Raw genomic sequence first — 25191 nt, forward strand, 5'->3', positions numbered from 1 at the left:
TAACGGCCTGTTGAGGAAGGGGTGCGGCAACGGAAGGGTTGCCGCACGGGTTTTCACCACATCGAAAGCGCCGATCGCACGGCCCGGCTTGCATGGATCTTCAAATCGCCCTGTTGCTGGTGCAGGACGGCATCGTCAATGGCGCCATCTACGCGCTGATGGCGTTGGCCCTGGTGCTGGTGTTTTCGGTGACGCGCGTCATCTTCATCCCGCAGGGCGAATTTGTCGCCTATGCCGCGCTGGCCATGGCGGCGCTGCAGTCGGGCAAGCTGCCGGCCGTGCTGTGGATGCTGCTGGCGCTGGCGGCCATCACGTTGGTGGTCGAGGCGGTGCGCCAGGCGCGCGGCGCCGAGGTCGACTGGCGAAGCACCGCCGTCTGGGCCGTGGTGCTGCCCGCGCTGGCGGCGCTGATGCTGCTGGTCGTCAAGCCCGAGTCCATGCTGCTGCAGGTGCTGGCGGTGCTGCTGCTGGTGGTGCCGATGGGACCGCTCGTCTACCGCCTGGCCTACCGCCCGCTGGCGCATGCCACGGTGTTGATCCTGCTCATCGTGTCGGTGGCGCTGCACCTGGTGATGGTCGGGCTGGGGCTGTTCTTTTTTGGTGCCGAAGGCTCGCGCACCACCCCGTTTTCCGAAGCGCGCTGGGACATCGGCGGCATGACGATCACGGGGCAGTCGCTGGTGATCCTGGGCGTCACGGCGCTGCTGGTGGTGGGCATGTTCTTCTTCTTCGAGCGCACCATCGTCGGCAAGGCGCTGCGCGCCACCGCCATCAACCGCGTGGGCGCGCGCCTGATGGGCATCCCGACCTCGCTGTCGGGTGACCTCAGCTTTGCGCTGGCGGCGCTGATCGGCGCGGTGTCGGGCCTGCTGATCGCGCCGGTCACCACCATCTATTACGACACCGGCTTCCTGATCGGCCTGAAGGGCTTCGTCGCCGCCATCGTGGGCGGGCTGGGCAGTTATCCGCTGGCGCTGGCGGGTGCGCTGCTGGTGGGCCTGCTCGAATCCTTCTCGTCCTTCTGGGCCAGTGCGTTCAAGGAAGTCATCGTGTTCACGCTGATTATTCCGGTGTTGTGGTGGCGCTCGCTCAACACCCACCACGTGGAGGACGAGGAATGAAGCCGCTTCATCTCGTCATCGCCTTCATCGTGCTGCTGGCGGCGGCTTGGGGCTTCCTGCCGCCGTTCACCGTCACGCTGCTGTGCTACATCGGCCTGTATTCGATGGTCGCCGTGGGCCTGGTCATGCTGACCGGCGTGGGCGGCATGACTTCGTTCGGCCAGGCCGCCTTCGTCGGCCTGGGCGCCTATGCCACGGCGTGGATCTGCACGTCGCCCCAGGCGGCTGAACTGCTGGGTGCGCTGCCCAAGGGCGTCTACCCGTGGGTGGGGCTGCTGCTGGGTCTGGCCGTGACGGCACTGGTGGCCTGGGTGCTGGGCGCGGTGACGCTGCGCCTGTCGGGCCACTATCTGCCGCTGGGCACCATCGCCTGGGGTCTGAGCCTGTACTACGTGTTCGGCAACCTGCAGTCGCTGGGCGGCTTCACGGGGCTGTCGGGCATTCCGCCACTCGAATTGTTCGGGCTGTCGCTGGCCTCGCCGCGCGTGCTGGGCGTGGTGATCTGGGCGGTGCTGCTGCTGGCCATCTGGGCGCTGCACAACCTGCTGGATTCGCGCGAGGGCCGGTCCATCCGTGCGCTCAAGACCGGGCGGCTGATGGCCGAGTCAATGGGCGTCGACACCGCGCAGCAGCGCATCAAGCTGTTCGTGTTGGCGGCGCTGCTGGCGGCCGTGTCGGGCTGGCTGTACGCGCACATGCAGCGCTTCGTCAACCCGACGCCGTTCAACCTCAACATCGGCATTGAATACCTGTTCATGGCCGTGGTCGGCGGTTCCGGCCATCTGTGGGGCGCCGTACTGGGCGCCACGCTCATCACGCTGCTGAAAGAGCAACTGCAGGACTGGCTGCCGCGCCTGCTGGGCGCCACCGGCAACTTCGAGATCGTGGTGTTCGGCCTGCTGATGCTGCTGGTGCTGCAGCGCGCCTCTACCGGCCTGTGGCCGCTGCTGGCCGACGCCATGCGCCGCTGGGGCTGGGTCCGGCCCGAGCCACCGACCAACCCGCTCAACGGCGCTGTCGCCAGCCTCGAGCAACGGACCCTGCCGCCCGCGGGCGAACAGGTGCTGCAGGCGCAGAAGGTGACCAAGCGCTTTGCCGGCCTGGTAGCCAACAATGCCGTCGACATGGACGTGCGCGCCGGCGAGGTGCACGCCCTCATCGGGCCCAACGGCGCGGGCAAGAGCACCTTCTTCAACATGATTTCGGGCGTGGACGACCCCACCGAAGGCCAGGTGCGGCTGATGGGGCAGGACATGCAGGGCAAGCCCTCGCGCGCCTTTGCGGCGCTGGGCCTGGGCCGCACCTTCCAGCATGTGCGCCTGCTGGGCGAGCGCAGCGTGCTTGACAACGTGGCCCTCGGCGCGCATCGGCGCGGCCACAAGGGCTGGGTGGCGAGCATGCTGCGGCTCGACCGTGCCGAAGAAGCGGCGGTGCTGGCCGAAGCCATGCGCCAGATCGAGCGCTGCGGCCTGGCCGATGTGGCGCACACGCCCGCCGCGTCGCTGCCGCTGGGCCAGCAACGCATTGTCGAAATCGCGCGTGCATTGGCCGGCCAGCCGGCGCTGCTGCTGCTGGACGAGCCGGCCGCCGGCCTGCGCCACCTCGAAAAGCAGAGCCTGGCCGCGCTGCTGACCCAACTGCGGGCCGAGGGCCTGGCCATCCTGGTGGTCGAACACGACATGGAATTCGTCATGAACCTGGCCGACCGCATCACGGTGCTGGAGTTCGGCACGGTGATCGCCCACGGAACGCCGGCCGAAGTGCAGGCCGACCCGCGCGTCATCGCGGCCTATCTCGGGGGGGGAAATGCTGTGAGCGCGCCGCTGCTGACCCTGCCCAGCTTTTCGGTCTACTACGGGCCGGTGCAGGCCATTCATGGCATCGAACTGCACGTCAACGAAGGCGAAATCGTCACCGTGATCGGCCCCAACGGTGCCGGCAAGACGACGCTGCTGAACGCCATCATGGGCCTGCTGCCCTCGCAGGGCGGCCTGTCGCTGGATGGCCACGCCATTGCGCGGCCCACGGTCGAGGCCATGGTGCGCCACGGCGTGGCCCTGGTGCCCGAAAAGCGCGAGCTGTTCGGCGAGATGTCGGTCGAAGACAACCTGCTGCTGGGCGGCTTTGCCTTGTGGCGGCGCGGCCAGCGCGACCAGGCCGCGCGCATGAAGGAAATCTTCGCCATCTTCCCGCGCCTGGAAGAGCGCCGCGCGCAGATGGCGTCCACGCTGTCGGGCGGCGAACGGCAGATGCTGGCCATCGGCCGCGCGCTGATGAGCCGCCCCCGGCTGCTGATGCTGGACGAGCCGTCGCTCGGCCTGGCGCCGCTCATCGTGCGCGAGGTGCTCAACACCGTGTCGGCGCTGCGGCGCACCGGCGTGTCGGTGCTGCTGGTCGAGCAGAACGCGCGCGCCGCGCTCAACACCGCCGACCGCGGCTACGTGCTGGAGATGGGCGAGGTGGCGGTGCAGGGCGCCGCCCAGGACCTGATGCACGATCAGCGGGTGATTGACACTTATCTTGGGGTGGGCGGAAAGAAAGCTGACCCTGAGGCGCCTGCGGCGCCTTCCCCCTGAGGGGGACAACGCTGGCGGCCGGTGCAAGCCCGGCCGCGGCGTTCCGGCGTGGCCTGCTCCGCGGCCATCTGATGGGGCGGGCTTGCTGCGCAGCCCGGGCGCGTCGCTATTGAATGGAGAGCTGATCGCGCTGGCCACGTCTGGGGTTCTGATGTATTACGCTTGAAATCCTCGACAATAAAGCGCAAGCTGCTATCAAATCAATAATTTATCGGGATTTGGTGCTGTCAGGCATCGACTGTTTTTGACGTTTACGGAGACTTTTCAATGACTCAACTTCAAAGCTACATCGCCGGCCGCTGGATTGGCAGCGAACCGGCGCAGGCGTTGCGCAGCGCCATCGACGGCACGGTGGTGGCGCACAGCCATGCCGATGCCATCGACTTCGGCGAAGCGCTGGACCACGCCCGCCGCGTGGGCGTGCCGGCGCTGCAGAAGACCGACTTCCAGCAACGCGCCGGCATGCTGAAAGCGCTGGCCAAGTACCTGGGCGAGCGCAAGGAAGAGATGTACGCGCTGTCGTTTCACACCGGCGCCACGCGCACCGACGGCTGGGTCGACATCGAGGGCGGCAGCGGCACGCTGTTCGCCTACGCCAGCATGGCCAAGGAGCTGCCCAAGACCGGCAACCTGTGGCACGAAGGCCCGCAGATGCCGCTGGGCAAGACGGGCGCCTTCGCCGGCACGCACGTGCTGGTGCCGCGCGGCGGCGTGGCGGTGCACATCAACGCCTTCAACTTCCCGGTCTGGGGCCTGCTGGAGAAATTTGCGCCGACCTTTCTGGCGGGCATGCCGTGCATCGGCAAGCCGGCCACGGCCACCAGCTTTCTGACCGAGAAGCTGGTGCGGCTGGTCAACGAATCGGGCATCCTGCCCGAAGGCGCGCTGCAGCTGGTCATCGGCGGCACGGGCGACCTGCTGGACCGGCTGGATGTGCGCGACGTCGTGACCTTCACCGGCTCGGCCGACACCGCGGCCAAGCTGCGCGTGACGCCGAACCTGGTCAAGCACAGCATCCCTTTCAACGCCGAGGCCGATTCGCTCAACTGCGCGATCCTGGCGCCCGATGTCACGCCCGATGACGAGGAGTTCGATCTCTTCGTCAAGGAAATCGCGCGCGAGATGACGCAGAAGGCCGGCCAGAAATGCACCGCCATCCGTCGTGCCATCGTGCCGGCCGACCGCATCGACGCCGTCGCGGCCAGGCTGAAAGAACGCCTGGCCAAGACCACGGTGGGCGACCCGCGCCTCGACAACGTGCGCATGGGTGCGTTGGCATCCAAGTCGCAGCAGGCCGACGTGGCCGACCGCGTGGCGACGCTGAGCCAGGGTGCTGACATCGTGTTCGGCGGCGACGCAGGCTTCGCGCCGGTGGGCGAGGGCGTGGCCGAAGGCGCATTCTTCCAACCCACGCTGCTGCTGGCGCGCGACCCGCAGCGCCACGCCGCGCACGACGTCGAGGCCTTCGGCCCCGTCAGCACGCTGATGCCCTATAACGGCATCGACGAAGCCATCGCACTGGCCGCCAAGGGCCAGGGCAGCCTGGCCGGCACGCTGGTGACCAAGGGCGCCGACGTGGCGGCGCAAGTCATTCCGCAGCTTGCCGCGCTGCACGGCCGACTGCAGATCCTCGACCGCTCCGCCGCGCCGGAATCGACGGGCCATGGTTCCGCGCTGCCGTACCTCAAGCACGGCGGCCCGGGCCGCGCGGGCGGTGGCGAAGAGCTGGGCGGCCTGCGCGCCGTCAAGCACATGATGCAGCGCGCCGCACTGCAAGGGTCGCCCGCCATGCTGGGCGCCATCACCGGCGAAAGCGCGTAACGGCGCGCTGGCACGAGCGCATGTAAGCTATTAAAAATATAGCTGCAGACGCTGATCTGGAAAGCGCCGCTGGCGCATCGGGCGTCACCGCCTGATGAGGCCAATGCGCTGATGGCCTGCCAGCCTGATACTTCAGTTCAAGCACCCAAGCCGCCCGGCCCTGCCGCGGCGGCTTTGTTTTTTGGCGGCCTTCCTCAATATCCGACTTGAACCGTCGGGCATTCTTGACTTGCTTCAAGGACGCTGCGGGGGCGCGTTTCTACGCTATGCGGGTTACCACCAAGCGAGGGAAATCCCCATGAGCACAGCGACCAGCGGATTCACGAAGGAGATGGCGCGCAACATCTTCTACGGCGGCTCCTTGTTCTTCATCCTGGTCTTCGTCGGCCTGGTGTTCCACACCGAGCGCGAGATTCCGGCGCGCTCCAACCAGGCCGCGCTGACCGAGTCCGTGGTGCGTGGCAAGGCGGTGTGGGAGCAGAACAACTGCGTCGGCTGCCATTCGCTGCTGGGCGAGGGCGCCTACTTCGCGCCCGAACTGGGCAACGTGTACCAGCGCCGGGGCGGTGATGCGTCGGGCGGGGCCTTCATCAAGGCCTGGATGAAGTCGCAGCCCACGGGCACGCCGGGCCGCCGCCAGATGCCGCAGTTCAACCTGAGCGATCAGCAGCTCGATGACCTGGTCGAGTTCCTCAAGTGGTCGAACGGCATCAACACCGAAAAGTGGCCGCCCAACATCGAAGGCTGAACGCGAGGAGCAGATTCATCATGGCACACCTTCCTACCCTTAAGTACCAATCACAAGCGGTCGCCAAGCCGTACTTCATTGCGGCCATCGGCCTGTTCATCGGCCAGATCGTGTTCGGTCTGGTCATGGGCATCCAGTACATCTACGGCGACTTCCTGTTCCCCGCGATCCCGTTCAACGTGGCGCGCATGGTGCACACCAACCTGCTCATCGTGTGGCTGCTGTTCGGCTTCATGGGCGCGGCCTACTACATGGTGCCTGAGGAGGCCGAGACCGAGCTGTACAGCCCCCGGCTGGCATTGCTGATGTTCTGGATCTTCCTGATCGCCGGCGCGCTGACCATCGTCGGCTACCTGCTGGTGCCCTATGCGCGCCTGGCCGAAGCCACCGGCAACAACATCCTGGCGACCATGGGGCGCGAATTCCTTGAACAGCCCTTGCCGACCAAGGTGGGCATCGTCATCGTCGCGCTGGCCATGCTGTTCAACATCAGCATGACCTACCTGAAGGGCCGCAAGACGACCATCACCACGGTGCTGCTGCTGGGCCTGTGGGGGCTGGCGCTGCTGTTTCTGTTCGCGTTCGTCAACCCGCATAACCTGGTGCGCGACAAGATGTACTGGTGGTGGGTGGTGCACCTGTGGGTCGAAGGCGTGTGGGAGCTGATCATGGCCGCGCTGCTGGCCTACGTGCTGATCAAGACCACCGGCGTCGACCGCGAGGTGGTCGACAAGTGGATCTACGTCATCATCGCCTTCGCGCTGTTCACCGGTATTTTGGGCACGGCGCACCACTACTACTTCATCGGTCTGCCGGGCTACTGGCACCTGGTGGGCAACATTTTCTCGTCGCTGGAGCCGATCCCGTTCTTCCTGATGACGATGTTCGCCTTCCGCATGGTGCAGCGCCGCCGGCGCGACCACGCCAACCAGGCCGCCATTCTGTGGGCCGTCGGCTGCTCGGTCATGGCCTTCCTGGGCGCGGGCGTGTGGGGCTTCCTGCACACGCTGTCCTTTGTCAACTACTACACGCACGGCACGCAGATCACCGCGTCGCACGGCCACCTGGCTTTCTACGGCGCCTATGTGCTGGTGGTGATCGCCCTCATCAGCTACGCCATGCCCACGCTGCGTGGACGCATCGCCAACAGCTACAAGGCGCAGTCGGTCGAGATGTGGTCGTTCTGGGTCATGAGCATCGGCATGGGCCTGATGGTGCTGGCCCTGACCGGCGCCGGCATCCTGCAGGTGTGGCTGCAACGCATGCCCACCAGCGGTGCCATGCCCTACATGGCCGCGCAGGAACAGGCCATGTTCTTCTACTGGATGAGGCTGTGGGGCGGCGTGGCCTTCCTCGTCGGGGTGGTCATGTACGTGTGGAGCTTCTTCATCGGCGGCGCGCCGGCCGAAGAGGCCCTGGGCGCACCCCGCCGCGGCGGCCTGATGCCCAGCCCCGCGCAGCGCCGGTTGAAGCACGACTGATCTGAATCGAACAGCCAGAAACCGGACTTCCGGACGCAGAGGACGCAAAGGATTCGCAAAGGACGCAAAAGAAAACCCGGTGTGGGCTGTTTTTCTGCGTCCTCTGCGTCATCTTTGCGTCCTCTGCGTCCGGCTCTTGGGGTGGCGCTTCCCGTTCCATGAATCTCACTGATCCTCCTGCCCTCGCTGCCATTCCCTTCTATGCCGAGCAGCGCAACGAGTGCTCCCTATTCGAGCACGCCTACCGGCAAAAGCTGCCCGCGCTGCTGAAGGGCCCCACGGGCTGCGGCAAGACGCGCTTTGTCGAGCACATGGCCGCGCGCCTGAGCCGCCCGCTCATCACCGTCAGTTGCCACGACGATTTGACGGCGGCCGACCTGGTGGGCCGTTACCTCATTGGCGACGGCAACACGGTGTGGAACGACGGCCCGCTGGCGCGCGCGGTGCGCACGGGCGCCATCTGCTACCTCGACGAAGTGGTCGAGGCGCGCAAGGACACCACCGTGGTGCTGCACCCGCTGGCGGACGACCGGCGCCAGTTGCCCATCGAACGCACGGGCGAGGTGCTGCAGGCGTCGCCCGAATTCATGCTGGTCGTGTCGTACAACCCCGGCTACCAGAACCTGCTGAAGAACCTCAAGCCCAGCACCCGCCAGCGCTTTGTCGCATTGGTGTTCGACTACCCCGAGCCGCAGGTGGAGCGCCGCATCATTGCTGCGGAATCAGGAGCAAGCGAGCAACTGGCGACGCGCCTGGTCAAGCTCGCGTCGGCCCTGCGCCGACTGACCGACCAGGACCTGGAAGAAACCGTCAGTACCCGCCTGCTGGTGATGGCCGCGCGCCTGGTGGACAGCGGCCTGCCCGAAGTACCCGCCTGCCGCGCCGCCATCGTCGACGCCTTGACCGACGACGCCGATACCGCCGATGCGCTGCACGAAGTGGTGCTGGCGGCATTCGCGAGCGACTGACCCGCATGCCGCCTCGCTGCAGCTTTGTCCGATCAAAAGGCCGCGGAGCAGGCCACGCCTGCGAACGCCATGCCCGGGCTTGCACCGGGCACTGGCGTTGTCCCCCCTCGCGCAGCAGAGGGGGAAGGCGCGTCAGCGCCTCAGGGGGGTGTGATGGAGGAATGGGTCGGCGAACGCTGGCACCGATTCATCTGGCGCGCCGCCGACGCAAGCTTTCCGCGCGCCGCCGTCCAGTTGGAACAAGTTCAACGGCCGGTGCAGATGCTGTTTCGCGCCGGCGGTGGCGACCCGCTGGTCCGCGTGGTGCCGGCCACCGCGCAGAAGATCGGCGGCCCGCGCGGCTGGCTGCAGAAGCTGGCGGGGCAGGGCGAACGCGCGGCGGTATCCACGCTGGACGACCAGGCACTGGCGCTGCCCCCCACGCTGGCGGTGTTCGACGACCGGCAGCTGAACCGCGACCTGTACCTGTGGCTGGCGGCGCAGGGCGCCTGCCACCAGGCCACGCTGGCAGGTTGGCTGGCCGACAACGTCCAGGCCACGCGGCGCGCGCTGGAGCGCTTTCCGGGGCTGCGGTCGCGCTATCGGCGCCTGGTCGACGCGCATCTGGCGCAGCGCCCTGCGCCAGAGCGCCTGCGCGGCCTGGCGCGCGCAATGGAGCAGGCGGTGCAAGCGGCGCTGCGTGCAAGTCTTTGTTTTTCGCGCGATGGTTCCTGTCTGTCTCCTTCGCCCTCTGGGGGAGGTCAGGGGTGGGGGCAGCCCACGCCACCTGCCGCCGTCGCGGTCACCACCGCAACCTTGCCCCAGCGAGGGAAGGAGTGGATCGCCATCGCCCCCGTCTGGCTCTGGCTGCAGGCGCTGCAAGTCACGCCGGATGATTCAAAATCCATAGCGCCTCAGGCAGACGCAGAAAGCGCCAGCGCCACGTCAGAACCCAAAAAACCCGTCAAGAACGACCCAAAGCGCCGGCGCGCCCAGCGCACCGAAGACACCAGCAACAAGGACGGCCTGGTGATGTTCTTCCGCGCCGAATCGATCCTGAGCTGGAGCGAGTTCGTGCGCGTCAACCGCACCAGCGACGACGAGGACAACCAGGACTACAGCGAAGTCGCCGACGACATGGAGCAATTGGCCATTGCGCAGCGCAAGCCGGGCGAGACGCTGGCCGCGCGCATCAAGTTTGACCTGGACCTGCCCAGCGCCAGCGCCGACGACATGCCGGTGGGCGAGGGCGAGCCGCTGCCCGAATGGGACTATCAGCAGCAGCGCCTGGTGCCTGACCGCTGCCGCGCACAGCGCCTGCGCCATCAGCCGGCGGCGCACGATGCGGCGGAATCCGGAGCGCCCGACGACGCAGCGGCGCTGGCGCGACGCCTTCGCACCACCTCGCGCCAGGTGCGCCGGCGCTTCGAGGTGCTGCGCGCCGCGCCGCGCTGGCAACACGCCCTGACGCAGGGCGACGAACTGGATCTGGATGCCTGGGTGCGCCACCAGGTGGACCGGCGCGACACGCGCCACCCGCACGGCGAATCGCCGCCCATCTTTTCGCGCCGCGTGCGGTCTGAACGCAGCCTGTCCACGTTGATGCTGGCCGACCTGTCGCTGTCGACCGACGCCTACGCCACGCAAACGGCGCGCGTGATCGACCTGGTGCGCGACAGTCTGTTCGTGTTTGGCAACGCGCTGGATGCGGTGGGCGACCCGTTCGAGATGCTCGGTTTTTCGTCCGTGCGCCGTGCGGTGCGCATGCATGAGTTGAAGCGCTTTGGCGAACCATGGAACGACGCCGCCCGCCAGCGCGTGGCGGCCATCAAGCCGGGCTTCTACACCCGCATGGGTGCGGCCATCCGCTATGGCACGCTGCGCCTGGGCGAGCGGCCCGAGCGCCAGCGCCTGATGCTGATCCTGTCCGACGGCAAGCCCAATGACCTGGACCACTACGAAGGCCGCCACGGCCTGGAGGACACGCGCCACGCCGTGCAGGCCGCCCGCGCGGCCGGGCTGGTGCCGTTTTGCGTCACCATTGACCAGGAAGCCCACAGCTATCTGCCGCGTTTGTTCGGCAGCCAGGGCTTTGCGCTGGTCCATCGGCCTGAACAGCTGGCGGGTGGCTTGACACAGGTGTATCTGCGTTTGACTGCTTCGGTCAGATAAACTCAAGCGTTGCACAATTCTGGTGCGTGCCTTGCGGTCCGCGCCATCGAGCACGTCCGTGGATCTCGACAAGTTCAACTACCCGCGCTATCTCTCCACGCTGCCGCTGTTTTCCAGCATGCGCGAGGACGAACTCAAGCACCTGGCCACCGGCTGCCACCTGCGCCGCATGGAGCGCGGCAAGCTCATCTTTCGCGCGGGCGAGCCGTGCAACGAGTTCCACGTGACGGTGCTGGGCCAGGTCAAGCTGTTCGCCATCTCGCCCGCAGGCGTCGAAAAGGTCATCGAACTCTGCGGCCCCGGCCACTCCTTTGCCGAAGCGGTGATGTTCATGGGCGCGCCGTATGTCGTGTCGGCCCAGACGTTGACGGACTCGCTGATCCTCACGGTCGACAAGGAGATGGTGGTCTCCGAAATCCGCCAGAACCCCGACTTCTCGCTGCGCATGCTGGCCGGCCTGTCGCGCCGCCTGCACGGCCTCATCAAGGACGTGGAAGGCTATGCCCTGCACAGCGGCGTGCAGCGCGTCATCGGTTACCTGCTGGGCGACCGCATGAACGAGAGCGAAGCCGCCTCCGAAGCCATCACCGTGTCGCTGCCCGTCAGCAAGGCATCCATCGCCTCGCGCCTGTCGCTCACGCCCGAATACTTCTCGCGCGTGTTGAACGAGCTGGAGACAGCGGGGCTGATTCACGTCGACAAGCGCGACATCCACATCACCGATACGGCGCGGCTGGCGAATTACCAGCCGAGATAAGGACGCTGCTCAGCGTGTGGCGCGCTGCATGGCGGCAACGATGCGCTGCGTTTCCACGCTCACCGTGGTCACCCGCGCCAGCAGGTCGGCCACCTTTTCCTTGTAGTCGGCAAAGCGGTAGGTGTCGAACTTCTCGCGGATTGTGGGGTCGCGCGGCTTTTTTTCCTTGTACTGGTCCAGCACCCAGTCGATCGCGCAGCGGTTGCCCAGCTTGTAGGCCCAGACTTCGGGCGGCACGCCGCGCAGCATGGTTTCGGTGTCGAGCGTGATGCTGCCCGCCGCGTGGTCGCTGCGCAGCAGGGCCTTGGGTGGCAGGCCGGCTGCGCGCGCCTTGGCATCGGGCTCGTCGTGGCGCTGCAACGCGAAAGGCTCCACCTGCTCGTAGTCGATGTGCAGTCGCATCAACTCGGCACCCCAACCGGCCCATTGCCAGAAGCCGGCGTAGAACGGAATGCGCGGAAACTCGCGCTTCAGGTTGAGCGCGTACTTTTCGCGGTACACCGGGTCGTGCAGCACGGCGTAGCAGTAGTGGAAGATGGCTTCCTTGTCGATCTTGCGCGCGCCTTTGCCCTTGCCGATTTCGCTGGCGTAGTGGGCAGCAAATTGCTTGAGAGCCCAGTCGGTGATGTTGTCGATCGAGTTTCCTGCGGCGTTGCGTGTGATCGAATACTGTTGCGTATCACCCAGAAAGTGCCAATCGGCAAGTTGATCAACCGCTAAGGCAGAGAAGGCCTTTGATGCGCCGGGTGCGGTGAGTGCAATAGTCGATACACGCTGCGAGTAATCGTTGCCGAACATGTCGGCGTGGTTCCCGGTGAGTCGATCAGAGAAGATAGGGTCGGCGTAATAAGCGAGGCTGCAGTACGGCCGATACATGGACTTAACGACTCGAGTCTTCGCGTAACTAGCCGCGCTCGTCCGCGCCAGATTGCCGAGTAAGCCAGCGCTCCATTTGATCGACTTGCGTAGCGTTTTGGGATCAATGTTTCCGGCCTTTTGAACACGAGCGCGCTCTTCGTTATAGGTTTCGATCAGAAATTCGGTTTTCTTCCTTAGCGAAAGCACCGTGTAGTCGTAGGCCCACTCATCTCGGGCTGTATTGACGCCATTGGAGAACAACTTGAAAACTGCACGCTCTTTCGCCGCCGTCTTCGCCGCCTTCGTCTCCTTGCTAGCCAACGGAATCAGCGTCTCGAAATCGTTGTTGGCCTGATTGATCCAGTTGCTCTTGGCGTCAGGGCGAACCACGTCAAACTGCCGACTGCGCAAGGGCCGCGTGCTGATGAAAGACAGCTTTTCTTCGGCTTTCGCGTAATCGCGCGCGGCCTCGTACATGATCTTGCAGCCGTGTGTGCCGTGCCTCCTGACGCAGAACCAGATCGCGACGCCCACACGAATCTGGTCGTGAAAGATGTTGCCGCCTTCCTGCCGCCGACGTTCGCCGCTGGTGCGTGCGTTTCCCTTGAGGTCAACAATCCAGATTTCGTTGAACTCCTGCGCGAGCACTTTGCGAAAACCGTCAAAGGTGCGGCTGTCGATGAATGAACTGTTGCTGACGAAGGCGATGATGCCGTTGTCGGCCAGGCGGTCGCTGGCCCAGCGGAAGAAGCGCGCGTACATGTCGTACAGCTTGGTCTTCTGCGCGGTGCTTTCGGCGATGTAGGTGGCCTTGATCCGCTTGTCGATGGCGGGGTATTCGCGGTTCTTGTTGTTGTCGTTTTCATTCGCCTGGTTGGCGTTGTACGGCGGGTTGCCGATGACGACGCTGATGCGGCGGCTGTTCTGGCGCCGGATGCGCTTGACGTTTTCTTCGCTCACGCTGCCGAACAGCTCGGCCGTAGTGCCGCGCGCGGCGGTGTGCAGGCCCACGTTGTCGAGCGTGTCGACAAAGCACAGGTTCTCGAACTCCTTGTAGCCGCCGGTGATGGCCGCATATGTGGCCTCGATGTTCAGGTTGGCCACGTAATAGGGCAGGATGGCCACCTCGTTGGCGTGCAGTTCGGTGGTGTACTTGTGCTCCAGCTTCTTGGGCTGGCCGCGAAAGTGCTCCAGCAACTCGCAGATGAAGGTGCCGGTGCCGGTGGCGGGGTCGAGAATGTCCACGTCGCGGTCGATCAGGTTGCGGCCGAAGTGCTGCTCGCACAGCCAGTCGGCGCCGTCGATCATGAAGCGCACGATTTCGTTGGGCGTGTAGACCACGCCCAGCCGGTCGGCCGCCTTGACGTTGTAGACCTTGTAGAAGTTCTCGTAGATGACCTTCAGAAACGTCTGCTTCTCGTGGTGGTCGGCAATCTGCGCGGCGGTGGCGCGGATCGCGGCGTAGTACGACTCCAGCCCTTTGAGGGTGTTCTTCTTGAGCGCGCCAGTGAAGAAAGCCGCTTCAAGCGCGTACAGCTCGCGCGCGACGTTGTTGTGCTGGTGAAAGTCGCTGTCGTTGAAGACGTTGGCGAAGATTTCCTCGGTGAGGATGTGCTGGATCAGCATCTCGCGCACATCAGCTTCGCCCAGCGAAGGGTTGATGGCCTCCTGCGCATGCGCGAGGAATTTGGCGCTCGCCGCGCGGAAGGCGGGATTGGTGCGTTCCTGCGTGTCGATCATTTCGCGCAGCGCCTGCAGCACGGCGGGCAGGTCGGCCTTGAATTGCTCGACAGCGGCGCGAAAACCCGCGATCTCGGGGCGCTCGTAGCTGAAGAACAACTTGAGCAGCTTTTCCAGCGCGGTGGTGTCCTCGACGGTGCAGCGCATCACCTCCTGCCGGTGCTGCCAGAGCACGACGGTGTGGTCGTCGCTGAAGATGATGTTGTCCTGCGGGTAGCCCTTGTGCTGTTTCTTGGCGATCTCCTGGTCCAGATCGTCGGCAGCGTCCTTGGCTTCCCAATACCCGAGCGGCATGCGCAGCTCGTGCAGCAACGCGCCGTCGACACTGATATTGGTCTTGGTGGCCGTCTTGAGCGGGTATTCGGCGAGAAACGTGAGGCCTTGCTGCTTGCCCCAGGTCTTGAGCAAGTCCTTGAACGCCTCACGGATGATGGTTTCGCGCTGGCTGCCGCTGACCTTCTTGATGAGGTCGAGCTGGCGCAGGTAATCGTTGATGAAGAGCTGGCTCATGGCGAGCCAGTGTATCGGCGGTGGTGACGTGGCCGCGTCGTCAGTGCGAAGTCCCCTCCGACTTCGAAATCTTGTTGTGCAGGTTGTACTTGCCCACCGGCTTGCGCATCGGTAGCCGCTTGATTTCCTTGAACGTCGCCGCGTCGTAGACGATCAGGGCGCCATCGTCTTCCCACAGGCTGGCCAGGGCGTATTTGCCGTCGCGCGTGAATTCGATGTGCGCCAGCGTCTGGCCGGGCGGCCCCTTGATCTCGGCCACCGGCGCCAGCGTGCGTTTGTCGATGATGGTCATGATGTGCTTGGCCTTCGGGTTCATCATCGAATCGGTCCAGGCGTAGGGCGTGGCCTCGTGGCTGCGCATGAAGAAGCCGGGGCCGGGCGTGGCGATGTTCTTCACCAGTTTCCAGGTCTTCATGTCGATGACGCTGATGGTGCCGTCCTGCAGGTTGGGGCTGGCCAGCACGCGCGTGCCCTGCCAGTCGAACGTGATGCCCGAGCCCAGGTGCGGCATGCCGGCAATCGGCAGCGTGGCGATCTTGCGGCGCACGTCCAGGTTGACGACCTGGCCGCTGGGTGTGCCGTCGGCGTGCGGGCGCGCGGCGCCCAGGGCGTGCGCGTAGCTTTGATCAAAGAAAAAATCGTCCAGCGGCTCGTCGAGCGGCGTGCGGCGCACGCCCTGAAAGCCTGGTTTGGCGATGGCCTCGCCCATCTTGTAGTCGTGCACCAGGCCGTCGTAGATGGGCGCGGCCTTCGGGTCGTAGCTGATCTCCCACAGCTCGGGGATGTCCTTCAGTGCGACGACAAAGCTCTTGCGCGGCTCCGCGTCGTACACGGCCGACACGCGCGAGCTTTGCTTGCCGTCGAGCGTGGTGGCGGCATAGGTCTTGACCGGCTTCAGGTCGGCATCGAACAGCACCACGGTGTGCGGCAGGTAGTTGGCGGCCATCACCCACTGGCCGTCGCCCGACACGGCGATGTTGCGCATGTTGATGCCGGCGCGCACCTCGGCCACGGTCTTCAGGTTCCACAAGTCGACCTTGGTGATCCAGCCGTCGCGCGAGCCGAAGAACACGTAGCGCCCATCGGGCGTGAACTTGGGGCCGCCGTGCAGCGCAAAGCGGCTGGCGAAGCGGTGGATGGGCTCGAACCTGTCGCCATCGACCAGCGAGACATGGTGATCGCCACCCTCGACCACCACGAACAGGTTCATGGGGTCGGCCTTCCACTGCGGTTGGGCGGGCCAGTCCTTCCAGCCCGCGGTCTCCACGCGGCTGGCGGCGATGTCGGCGTCGGTCCATGCCGGCGCGGGCGTGACGGGCGTGTAGATCCAGTCGGTGAGCGCGGCGATTTCGTCGGGCTTCAACGTCGCCTTGAACGGCAGCATTTGCGTGGCCGCGCGTCCTTCCTGAATCACCTTCAGGGCCTCGGGCTTGCGCAGCCGTGCCAGGCTTTCGGGCAGCAGCGCCGGGCCCATGCCGCCCAGGCGCTGGGCGCCGTGGCAGGCGGCACAGTGTTGCTGGTAAAGCGCCTGAGGGGCGGCTGTGGAGGCCGGGGTTGGCGCCGGCGCAGGCGTTTGTGCGGTGGCGGCGCCGGTGGCGGCGAGCAGGCAGGCGGCGAGCGCGCCACGGCGTATCACTTCAAAAAACATAGCTGCTCGCGTTAATGGGACGGGCGCTGGGGGCCAAGTAAGTCAAGATTCTGTCGGCACCAGCTCGATCACGCGGCGGCGTGATGCAAACGCGGTGGTCTCCACTCGATGGGCGCCGGGTTCGACGCCGATCTCCTCGTCCGTCAGGTAGCAGCCCGGGTCTTCGGCCCAGGCGTCGCCCGTCACCTGCTGCGCGCGCACACGCGTGTTGCCGCCGCAGATGGCGAAGTGCGCGCACTGGCCGCAGCGCCCGCCCACGGGGCGCGGCTTGGCCTTCAGGCCGGCCATCAGCGGGTCGGACGTGTCCTGCCAGATCTCGGAAAACGGCCGCGCCTTGACGTTGCCCAGGCCGTAGTGCCACCACATGGTGTCGGGGTGCACGTCGCCCACGTTGTCGATGTTGGCGACGTTGACGCCGGATGAGTTGCCGCCCCAGGCCACCAGGCGCGCGCACACGTCTTCCGTCCAGCGTGGCAGGTGGTGCTGCACCCATTGCAACAGGTACACGCCATCGGCATCGTTGTTGCCGGTCACGTATTCGTGCGTGCCCCCGGTGCGGGCGTCGTCCCAGGCGGTCTGGTAGAGCAGGTCGAGCGCCTGGCGCGTGGCCAGGTGCCGCGCGTCCTTGCCGCGGTGGATGTTGCCGCGGCCGGCGTAGTTGAGGTGGCTGAAGTAGAACTTGCTCACATCCTCGTCACGCATCAGCTGCAGCAGGTTCGGCAGGTCGTGCGCGTTCAGTTCGGTCATGGTGAAGCGCAGGCCGACCTTGGTGCCCAGCTTCTGCAGGTGGCGCACGGCGGCCAGCGACTTGTCAAACGCGCCGTCGAGCCGGCGGAACTTGTCGTGCGTGGCGCCGATGCCGTCGAGGCTGATGCCGACGTAATCGAAGCCGTGGTCATGAATGCGCCGGGCCAGCGGCTCGTCGATGAGCGTGCCGTTGGTCGACAGGCCAACGTACAACTTCATCGCCTTGGCGCGCTCGGCGATCTCGAAGATATCGGGGCGCAGCAGCGGCTCGCCGCCGGAGAGGATCAACGCCGGCACCTTGAACGCCTTCAGGTCGTTCATCACCGTGAACACCTGCTCCAGCGACAGCTCACCGGGGTAGTCGTGGTCGGCGCTGAAGGCGTAGCAGTGCTTGCAGGTGAGGTTGCAGCGGCGGATCAGGTTCCAGATCACCACCGGGCCGGGCGGCCCGCCGCGGCGCGCGGGTGCCGGATACACGCCCGTGGCCTCGGCGCGCGCCAGTTCGTGCATGAATTGGGAGATGCGGAACATCGGACGTCCTTGTGCAGCGATGGGCTGTCAGTCATCTTAGGCCGGCGCGGGGTGGCGGCCATGATGTGAGTCAATTCTGGCGGCGCGGTGAATCGAACATCCGGACGCAGAGGACGCAGAAATTTCGCAGAGGACGCGGAAAAAACCAGAATCCACTGGCCTTGTGCAAAGGGTTATGCAGGTTGCTGAAGCCCATTGAGCGAAGGGTGACAGCCCACATTTTTTGAATTTTTTGCGCCCTCTGCGAATCCTTTGCGTCCTCTGCGTCCGGTATTCGGCAGTTTGCAAAATCTCACTCAGTCGGTGGCCGCAACCTCAGCCCCGTCTTCTTCAGGATCGCGCTGGAAAACAGCACGTCGTGCGCGCGGCACGCCGGGCCGAGCAGGGCGGCGACGTGGTCGGCCTGCGCCAGCACCTCGTCGCGCGTGTGGCCGTGCAGCATGGCGAACAGGTTGTAGCGCCACACGCCGGCCTTGCGCGGACGGCGGTAGCAGTGGCTCACGGCGGGCTGGCTTCCCAGCAATTCGCCCAGCCGGTCGACCTGTGCGTCATCGACGTCCCACACGCTCATGCCGTTGGCGACGTAGCCCAGCCGGTAGTGGTTGGGCACGGCAGCGACGCGGCGCACCACGCCAGCGGCCAGCAGTTCGGCCAGGCGTCCGCGCACCTGCGCGCCCGTCACGCCCAGCAGGGCGGCGACGCTGTCGTAGGGACGCGGCACCAGTGGCAGGCCGGCTTGCGTGGCGGCGATGAGCTGGCGGTCGAAGTCTGTGAGCGGCAGCCTCGGCCTGCGTTCGGTTCCTTCCCCCGCTGGGGGAAGGTAGGGATGGGGGCTGACCCGGTTGGCGAGCAGCGTGGCTTGCCCCCACCCCGGCCCTCCCGCAGTGGAGGAGGGAGGAAGACCCTCACCCCCGCTTTCTCCCGCACGCGGGAGCAAGTCCTGTCGCGAGTCGGGAATCAGCGGCAGATACAGGCCCACGAAATACTCGCGCTCCTTCGGAAACGCGTGCACGGGCAAGCCCGTCGCTGCTTCGATCTGGTCGCACGCAGCCCAGGCGGCATCGGGTGTTTCGGCGGCGACGACGAACCACATGTTGAGCGCGTGGTCGCGCCGGTAGTTGTGGGCCACTTCGGGAAGCGCGTTGACCAGCGCGCTCACTTTGTCATAGCGAACTTCGGGTACCGCCAGCGCGGCCAGGATGAATTGGCCGCCCGCTCGCTCAATGTGAAACAGCGGGCCAAAGCGCGTCAGCACGCCGGTTTCGAGCAGGCGGCCCAGCCGGTCGATGACCTGTGATTCAGTCAACTCCGATTCCGCCGCGATATCGGCAAACGGCCGTTCGGTCAGCGGCACGCTGCGTTGCAGCCGGTCGATCAGGCGCGCGTCGTCCATATCGATGCCGGCGGGCAGGCGCAGCACATCGGCGGCGGCATCAGGGCGCATGGGCGGGCTCCGGGGCGGCGCGGAAATAGCGGGCGCCGGTCTGCTTGAAGCGGCGGCGGCTGAACAGCACCTGGCCTGGCATGTCGGAAAGCCCCGCGCCCTGGATCGCCGCGCTCAGCAAACCCAGCGTCTCGTCGCGACTGCGGCCATGCACCATGCAGTACAGGTTGTAGGGCCAGCCCTCGGCGCGCGTGCGGCGGTAGCACAGGGTGACACCGGCTTGTCCCGCCAGTTGTTCGCCATAGGCATCAACCTGCGGGTCGGGTACGTCGAACACCGTCATGGCGTTGGAGGCGAAGCCCGCCTCGTGGTGGCGCACGACAAGGCCAAACCGGCGCAGCGTGCCGGCGTCGAGCCAGGATTGAAGTTGCGCGCGCACGGCATCTTCGGTGCTGGCCAGCGCGTCGGCCCAGACGGCATAAGGCGTGGGTACGAGCGGCAGTCCGGATTCGACCAGCGCGGCCAGCGGCACATCGGCCGCCTCCACGCGCGGCGCGCGCGCCTGCAGATGCGGGTTGGCGCGCGCGGGGCGGTGCAGGTCAAAGCCCAGGTCGATGCGGTAGGCGCGTTGCATGGCCAGGCGCAGCACGGGCAGGTTTGCTTCAGATTCGATAGCTGCCAGCGCAGCATCCACCAGCGCACGGTCGCTGCCAGTCATCACGAACCACAGGTTCAGGGTGTGCTCGCGCTCGTAGTTGTGGTTGACGCCAGGGTGCGCCGAGACCATGGCGGCCACGTCGTTCAGTCGCTCGGGTGGGACCGCCATGGCGCACAGCAGGGCGGCACCGCCCGCGCCGGGTGCCCACACGCCGCCCAGGCGGCTGGCGGCGCCTGTGTGCAACAGATCGCGGAAGGTGTTGAGGACTTCGGTTTCTGTAGCGCCTTCGGCTTGTGCGACGTCGGCAAACGGCGTGCTGGACAACGGGAAGCCGCGTTGCCAGTGGTTGAGCAGCCGGGCGCGTAGCGGTGCTTTTTCTCCTTCTCCATTTGGGGGAAGGTGGGGATCGGGGCTAGCGCGGTTGGCAGGGGGCGCGTGCTGCGCCCACGCCAACCCTCCCCCAGGGGGGGAGGGAGGAACACAGCCCTCACCCCCCACCCTCTCCCGCATGCGGGAGAGCAGGAAGGACCGCGTTGGCGTGACGCACGGCCCTAAAACCCCGTGCGCGCCGCGCGCGAGGTGAAGAAGATGCCGCTCGGCGACTTGGCCGGCAGCGTCGCGAGTGTCTGGAACGATTGCGTGTCGATGACCGACACCTTGTGATCGTCGCGCGTGCTGATCCACACCGCATCGCCGCGCGGGGTGAATTCCATGTGCAGCACGGCTTTCCCAGGCTTCAGGCTGTGCACGATCTGGCGCGTTTGTGTGTCGATGACCTGCACTGTGTCGTAATCGGGCACGGCAAAGTTGACCCACACCTGGCGCCCATCGGGCCGCGCCATCACGAACACCGGCTGGCCGGCGACGGGGATGCGGCCGACTTCCTGCCAGGTGTCGGTGTCGACCACGAGCACCTCGTGCCGTCCGATGGCGGGCAGGTAGGCGTGCTTGCCCGCGATGGACCAGCCGCGCAGGTGCGGCATCTTGAACACCGGCAGCGGCTGCTGGCCTTTGCCGTAGCCGGGCAGGATGCGCTCGACCTTCGGTTCGCGCGCCCACAGGTCGATCTTCGCCAGGCCGTCTTCGCCGAACAGGCCGGCGATGTAGGTGCGGCCGTCGGGAGAAATCAGCGCGTCGTAAGGCTGTTTGCCGATGCCCGCGTACTTGGTTAAAGCGGGGTTGGTCGGGTCGGCCAGGTCGGCAATCCAGATCTGGCCGGCGTCGAACAGCGAGAAGATGAAGCGGTTGCGCGGAATGTCGGCCAGGCCGACCACGCGCGACGGCTTGCCATCGACCACGGCGGGGATGTCGGCCAACTGTTTGAGCGTGCGGGCGTCGAACACCTTCACGCCGCCCGGCTGGTAGTTTTGCGCCACCACCAGCGTGCCGTCGGTCGAGATGGCGCCGCCAATCGAGTTGCCGGCCTGCATCACGCGGCCTTCAACTTGGCCGGTGCGCAGGTTGACCTTGGTGAGTGCGCCATCGCGCCCGAACACATAGGCCAGCGCGCCATCGCGCGAGAACACGACCGAGGCGTGCGACAGGTCGCCCAGGCCCTCGATGGTGCCGAGCCGTGTGCGCGCCGTGGTGTCGAGCACGCCGATGCTGCCGCTTTCGCGCTCGATCACCAGACCCAGGTCGCCGTTGCCGCGGCTCGGTTCGACGAGCAGCTTCGGCGGACTGGCGCAGGCGCCGAGCAGGGCGGCGGCAGAAAGCAGGGCCGCCACAGCGGCGCGGCGAGAAATGATCGTCATGGTTTTGCCTTGCCCGCTTCAAGCGGAAAGCCGGCCTGCAGTTGGTGGGCAATCCAGTGGGCGTCGGCCTCGGAGAGCATGCTTTTCCAGCCAGGCATCGCGGTGCCGGGGCGGCCTTGGTAGATAACGGCGATCAGGCTGTCCAGCGGAATTTCAACCATGCGCTCGCGCGTCAGCGCCGGCCCCAGCCCGCCGGTCAGCTGGATGCCGTGGCACGAGCCGCAGTCTTGCCGCACCATGCGGATCAGTTGCGTCTGGCGTGCACCGTCGATGGTCACCGCGTCAGATTTCAAGTCTTTTGCGTGTCCTGCGCTGGCCCATAAAGCGCCAGCAGCTATCAAAAACAAAGCAGAACGAAACATCGGTTGAGCCAGGGGCTGAGGTGAGGGCGGCGGCATTCTGGTCGCCGCTGGCCCTCACCCCAACCCCCCGCCTTCGCGGGGGCAAGCTCTCTCCCAGAGGGAGAGGGAGAAAAGCCGGGGCTGCGCAGCAAGCCCCATCAACAAACCAAAGGCCGCGGAGCAGGCCGCTTGGGGCGCGCATGGCCGGGGTCCCCCCGGCCACTGCGTGCGTCCCCCTGCGGGGGAAGGCGCCAAAGGCGCCACAGGGGGGATTAATAGACGTCGTGCTGCGTGTTGTACACGTTGAACTTGCCCGTGGGCGTGATGAGCTTCGGGTCGTTCAACACGGCCTTGCAGGTGCGCGTCTTGTCGTCCACCACCACGATGGCCGACTGCTTGTTCTTGGCGCTCCACACCGAGAACCACACCTCGTCGCCCTTCTGGTTGTACTCGGGCTGCACCACGCGCTTGGCACCGTCGTCGCCTATTTTTGCGCAACCGGCGATGTCGATGATCTGCGGCGCCTTGCTCAGGTCGCGGATGTCGTACACGGCCACGCTCTGGCTGATCTTCGGATCGGGGTTCAGCGCCGTGTCGACCCACAGGTTGGTCGATTTCGGGTGCGTCTTGATGAACAGCGAACCGCCGCCCTGGCCCTTCAGGCTTTGCACCACCTTCCAGGCGTTGGCCTTGTTCTTCTGCGGGTCGGTGCCGATGATGGCAATACTCTCGTCGCCCAGGCCCGACGTAGCCCACACCGGGCCGAACTTCGGATGCTTGAAGTTGGCGCCACGGCCGGGGTGCGGGATCTTGCCCACGTCCACCAGCGCAGCCAGCTTGCTGGTCTTGGTGTCGACCACGGCGATCTTGTTGGACGCGTTGGCGGCCGTCAAAAAGTAGCGGCGCGTGGCGTCAAAGCCGCCATCGTGCAGGAACTTGGCGGCGTTGATCTGCACCGTCTTCAGGTTGTCCAGGTCGGTGTAGTCCACCATCCAGATCTTGCCGGTTTCCTTGGCGTTAACGAGGAACTCGGGCTTCTGGTGGCTGGCCACGATGGCGGCCACGCGCGGCTCGGGGTGGTATTCGTTGTCCACCGTCATGCCGCGGGTCGAGACCACTTCACGCGGCTTCAGCGTGTCGCCGTCCATCAGCACGAATTGCGGCGGCCAGTAGGTGCCGGCAATGGCGATCTTGTCTTCCCAGCCCTTGAACTTGGATGTCTCGACCGAGCGCGCTTCCAGGCCGATCTTGATCTCGGCCACGTTGTCGGGCTTTTCCATCCACAGGTCGATCAGGTTCAGGCGCGCGTCGCGGCCGATCACATAAAGATAGCGCCCGGACGCCGACAGGCGCGAGATGTGCACCGCGTAGCCGGTCTTGACGATGTTGATGATCTGCTTGGTGTCGCCGTCGATCAACGCCACCTCGCCCGCGTCACGCAGGGTGACGGAGAAGATGTTGTTGATGTTGTAGTTGTTCATCTTTTTGGTCGGCCGCTGGGCGACGGGCACGTATTCCTTGCGCGTCTTTTCCATGTCGGCCAGGCTGAATTCCGGCGGGGTCGGCGCGTCGTGCTGGATGTAGCGGGCCATCAGGTCGACGGTTTTTTCGTCGAAGTCGCCCGAGGTCAACCAGTTGGGCATGCCGGCGGGCGAGCCGTAGCCGATGAACACTTTGAGGTAGTCGGTGCCCTTGGGCACGGTCACGTCGGGCGTCAGCGGCTTGCCGGTGGCGCCCTTGCGCAGCACGCCGTGGCAACCTGCGCAGCGCTCAAAGTAGATCTGGCGCGCCTTGTCGAACTCGGCCTGCGTCATGGGCGGGGCCTTGGGGTTGCTCGTCTGGTGCATGGGCTCGTTGGCCAGGGGCGAGGCAGCACCCTGGTACTTGGCCTCGGCGGAGTTCAGCGTGGTGGTCGGGGCGCCCGGTTTGGCGGGCTCGCCGCCGGCTTGCGCAAACGCGAGGCTCGTGCCCAGCAGCAAGGCCGTGGACAGCACCGCGGTCAGCGGGGAGAGTGTGGACTTCCTCTTTGGCGTTTTCATCGTGATTTTCCGTGTCACCGGAGCGGCCTGAAATGGGTTTGCCCGTCGATGGCCGCTTGAGATCTCCCGGGCACTGGGAATCATCCGCCTCAGGCCTTGGGGGCGTCCTTGACTTGGTTCAATTCAGTCCAAGGGCGGCGGCCGCGCCTGCGTCTGTTGCTGCGGTTTAGATAGCGAGAGATCCATGCGGCATCAGCGCAGGGGCACTGAAATGGCGGCTGTCGAATGCCTGCGGCACGTGCGGTCGGCTGAAGCCCAGCGGCAACGGCCGCAGCGGGGCCCGAGAGCCGCCCGGCGGTTTAGAAAGTCGAAACGGCTGGCTTCTCAGCCAGCCAGACGCTATCAACGATATAGCGTTATACGCTGATGCAGCAAGCGCTGCAGCGTGATCGGATGCCTAAAAGGCGACCAGAAGCGGGCGTGCTTACTGGCGCAGCGCCGCCGCCGGGCTGGCGCTGAGGGCCGTCACCGGCACCAGCGCATCCAGCGCCCCCTGCACTTCGTCGGCCGACACCGGTTTGACGTGCGGGTGGCCAACCACGGCCGAAAACGCCAGCACGACAGCCGCCGCGACGGCAGCGGCTGCGCTGAGGTGGCGAAGGTGGATGCTCGGGCTGGTCGGGTTCATGGACGCCTCGCTTCGGTGAGTGGGTCGGCTTTCAGGGTGGTGACGGCTTGATCTTCGCCCGCGTGCGGTCGCCTGTCTGTCGGAAAAAGCCGCTGTTGCCACCCCGCGGCGGCCGACAAGGGCCAGCGCCCTCAGCCCGCCCGCGCGCGGCTCGCGCTGGCCCGCGTGCGGGCGCGCGGGGGCGCAGGGGGCGCCGCCGTCACCGGCAGGCGCACGTCGGCCTTGACTTCCTTCAGCACGATGGACGAGCGCACGTGCGTCACGCCGGGCAGCTTGAACAACTGGTCGTGCAGAAAGCGCTCGTATTCGGCGATGCCCGGCACCAGCACGGTGAGGATGTAGTCCGACTGGCCGGTGGTCGACAGGCAGCGCACGATGGCCGGCGTGGCCTGCACGGCGCGCTCGAACGCCTGCACCACGTCTTCGCTGTGCTGGCTGAGGTTGATCTCGGCCACCACCAGCAGGTTCAGGCCCACGCGCGTGCGATCGACCAGCGCGCTGTAGCCTGTGATGACGCCGGCCGCTTCCATGTCCTTGATGCGCTTCCAGCACGGCGTGCTGGACAGGCCCACGCGCTCGGCGATCTGCTGCACGGTCTGGCGGGCGTCGCGCTGCAATTCGCGCAGGATGGCCAGGCTGTAGGTGTCGAGAAGAATGTTCTCTTTCATGTCGAATCGATGGAAATTTATTCTTTAATCTTCGCATAAACAAGAGCAATGGAGAACCCGCT

17 protein-coding genes and 3 pseudogenes are annotated in these 25191 nt (G+C 65.9%); 9 read left to right on the forward strand and 11 right to left on the reverse strand.

Annotated features, from left to right (window positions below):
* Positions 1 to 92 precede the first annotated feature (92 nt).
* From R0D99_RS06710 to R0D99_RS06750, 9 genes and pseudogenes are all read left to right on the forward strand, one after another.
* Entirely contained in the window at positions 93 to 1121 is a 1029-nt protein-coding gene (locus tag R0D99_RS06710; protein WP_317750609.1) for a branched-chain amino acid ABC transporter permease, read from the forward strand.
* Positions 1118 to 2929 (forward strand): annotated as a pseudogene (locus R0D99_RS06715) (ABC transporter permease subunit); the annotation flags it as partial. The gene R0D99_RS06710 and the pseudogene R0D99_RS06715, both read left to right, overlap by 4 nt.
* A 108-nt stretch (positions 2930 to 3037) precedes the next feature.
* The gene (locus tag R0D99_RS06720; protein ID WP_317751026.1) at positions 3038 to 3697 is read left to right on the forward strand and encodes an ABC transporter ATP-binding protein; all 660 of its coding nucleotides are present in this window, start codon (positions 3038 to 3040) and stop codon (positions 3695 to 3697) included.
* Between the two features lie 267 nt (positions 3698 to 3964).
* Positions 3965 to 5509: pseudogene (paaZ, locus tag R0D99_RS06725) on the forward strand (phenylacetic acid degradation bifunctional protein PaaZ); the annotation flags it as partial.
* A 307-nt stretch (positions 5510 to 5816) separates the two neighbouring features.
* Complete coding sequence (locus R0D99_RS06730; RefSeq protein WP_317750610.1) at positions 5817 to 6266, forward strand: cytochrome c; 450 nt, start codon at positions 5817 to 5819, stop codon at positions 6264 to 6266.
* 20 nt (positions 6267 to 6286) lie between these two features.
* Positions 6287 to 7747: a cbb3-type cytochrome c oxidase subunit I gene (locus R0D99_RS06735; protein WP_317750611.1), complete on the forward strand. Its 1461-nt coding sequence runs from the start codon at positions 6287 to 6289 to the stop codon at positions 7745 to 7747.
* A gap of 158 nt (positions 7748 to 7905) precedes the next feature.
* Complete coding sequence (locus tag R0D99_RS06740) at positions 7906 to 8715, forward strand: CbbQ/NirQ/NorQ/GpvN family protein (RefSeq protein WP_317750612.1); 810 nt, start codon at positions 7906 to 7908, stop codon at positions 8713 to 8715.
* Positions 8716 to 8868: 153 nt separating this feature from the next.
* Complete coding sequence (locus R0D99_RS06745; RefSeq protein WP_317750613.1) at positions 8869 to 10866, forward strand: VWA domain-containing protein; 1998 nt, start codon at positions 8869 to 8871, stop codon at positions 10864 to 10866.
* 58 nt (positions 10867 to 10924) lie between these two features.
* Positions 10925 to 11623 (forward strand): Crp/Fnr family transcriptional regulator, encoded by a 699-nt coding sequence (locus R0D99_RS06750; RefSeq protein ID WP_317750614.1) that lies wholly within the window; start codon positions 10925 to 10927, stop codon positions 11621 to 11623.
* Between the two features lie 9 nt (positions 11624 to 11632).
* Here the strand turns inward: R0D99_RS06750 and R0D99_RS06755 are convergent, their stop codons facing one another.
* From R0D99_RS06755 to R0D99_RS06805, 11 genes and pseudogenes are all read right to left on the reverse strand, one after another.
* Positions 11633 to 14731, reverse strand: coding sequence for a type ISP restriction/modification enzyme (locus tag R0D99_RS06755; RefSeq protein WP_317750615.1), 3099 nt, complete (start codon positions 14729 to 14731; stop codon positions 11633 to 11635).
* Between the two features lie 40 nt (positions 14732 to 14771).
* A complete protein-coding gene (locus tag R0D99_RS06760) occupies positions 14772 to 16379 on the reverse strand; it encodes a cytochrome D1 domain-containing protein (protein WP_317750616.1) in 1608 nt (535 codons plus the stop codon).
* A 42-nt stretch (positions 16380 to 16421) separates the two neighbouring features.
* Positions 16422 to 17657 (reverse strand): heme d1 biosynthesis radical SAM protein NirJ, encoded by a 1236-nt coding sequence (gene nirJ, locus R0D99_RS06765; RefSeq protein WP_317750617.1) that lies wholly within the window; start codon positions 17655 to 17657, stop codon positions 16422 to 16424.
* A 292-nt stretch (positions 17658 to 17949) separates the two neighbouring features.
* Positions 17950 to 18438 carry an Lrp/AsnC family transcriptional regulator gene (locus R0D99_RS06770; protein WP_317751028.1) on the reverse strand — a complete coding sequence of 163 codons (489 nt, stop codon included), beginning with the start codon at positions 18436 to 18438 and terminating at the stop codon, positions 17950 to 17952.
* A 261-nt stretch (positions 18439 to 18699) separates the two neighbouring features.
* Positions 18700 to 19101 (reverse strand): annotated as a pseudogene (locus tag R0D99_RS06775) (Lrp/AsnC family transcriptional regulator); the annotation flags it as partial.
* The gene (locus R0D99_RS06780) at positions 19091 to 20023 is read right to left on the reverse strand and encodes an Lrp/AsnC family transcriptional regulator (RefSeq protein WP_317750618.1); all 933 of its coding nucleotides are present in this window, start codon (positions 20021 to 20023) and stop codon (positions 19091 to 19093) included. The gene R0D99_RS06780 and the pseudogene R0D99_RS06775, both read right to left, overlap by 11 nt.
* A 227-nt stretch (positions 20024 to 20250) precedes the next feature.
* Complete coding sequence (locus R0D99_RS06785; RefSeq protein WP_416365991.1) at positions 20251 to 21444, reverse strand: cytochrome D1 domain-containing protein; 1194 nt, start codon at positions 21442 to 21444, stop codon at positions 20251 to 20253.
* Positions 21445 to 21449: 5 nt separating this feature from the next.
* Complete coding sequence (locus tag R0D99_RS06790) at positions 21450 to 21746, reverse strand: c-type cytochrome (protein WP_317750620.1); 297 nt, start codon at positions 21744 to 21746, stop codon at positions 21450 to 21452.
* 320 nt (positions 21747 to 22066) lie between these two features.
* Positions 22067 to 23641 (reverse strand): cytochrome D1 domain-containing protein, encoded by a 1575-nt coding sequence (locus R0D99_RS06795; protein WP_317751029.1) that lies wholly within the window; start codon positions 23639 to 23641, stop codon positions 22067 to 22069.
* Positions 23642 to 24257: 616 nt separating this feature from the next.
* On the reverse strand, positions 24258 to 24461 hold the full coding sequence (locus R0D99_RS06800) for a hypothetical protein (protein ID WP_317750621.1): 204 nt from the start codon (positions 24459 to 24461) through the stop codon (positions 24258 to 24260).
* A gap of 131 nt (positions 24462 to 24592) precedes the next feature.
* Complete coding sequence (locus R0D99_RS06805) at positions 24593 to 25129, reverse strand: Lrp/AsnC family transcriptional regulator (protein WP_317750622.1); 537 nt, start codon at positions 25127 to 25129, stop codon at positions 24593 to 24595.
* Positions 25130 to 25191: the final 62 nt, after the last annotated feature.

The sequence above is a fragment of the Ottowia sp. SB7-C50 genome (genome assembly GCF_033110285.1).
GTDB lineage: Bacteria > Pseudomonadota > Gammaproteobacteria > Burkholderiales > Burkholderiaceae_C > Ottowia.

Excerpts from the sequence above, each read along its gene's own strand:
- R0D99_RS06730 (WP_317750610.1), top strand. The coding sequence starts at position 5,817 with ATGAGCACAGCGACCAGCGGATTCACGAAGGAGATGGCGCGCAACATC.
- R0D99_RS06800 (WP_317750621.1), bottom strand. The coding sequence starts at position 24,461 with ATGAACCCGACCAGCCCGAGCATCCACCTTCGCCACCTCAGCGCAGCC.
- R0D99_RS06755 (WP_317750615.1), bottom strand. The coding sequence starts at position 14,731 with ATGAGCCAGCTCTTCATCAACGATTACCTGCGCCAGCTCGACCTCATC.
- R0D99_RS06805 (WP_317750622.1), bottom strand. The coding sequence starts at position 25,129 with ATGAAAGAGAACATTCTTCTCGACACCTACAGCCTGGCCATCCTGCGC.
- R0D99_RS06745 (WP_317750613.1), top strand. The coding sequence starts at position 8,869 with ATGGAGGAATGGGTCGGCGAACGCTGGCACCGATTCATCTGGCGCGCC.
- nirJ (WP_317750617.1), bottom strand. The coding sequence starts at position 17,657 with ATGTTCCGCATCTCCCAATTCATGCACGAACTGGCGCGCGCCGAGGCC.
- R0D99_RS06710 (WP_317750609.1), top strand. The coding sequence starts at position 93 with ATGGATCTTCAAATCGCCCTGTTGCTGGTGCAGGACGGCATCGTCAAT.
- R0D99_RS06795 (WP_317751029.1), bottom strand. The coding sequence starts at position 23,641 with ATGCACCAGACGAGCAACCCCAAGGCCCCGCCCATGACGCAGGCCGAG.
- R0D99_RS06735 (WP_317750611.1), top strand. The coding sequence starts at position 6,287 with ATGGCACACCTTCCTACCCTTAAGTACCAATCACAAGCGGTCGCCAAG.
- R0D99_RS06740 (WP_317750612.1), top strand. The coding sequence starts at position 7,906 with ATGAATCTCACTGATCCTCCTGCCCTCGCTGCCATTCCCTTCTATGCC.
- R0D99_RS06760 (WP_317750616.1), bottom strand. The coding sequence starts at position 16,379 with ATGTTTTTTGAAGTGATACGCCGTGGCGCGCTCGCCGCCTGCCTGCTC.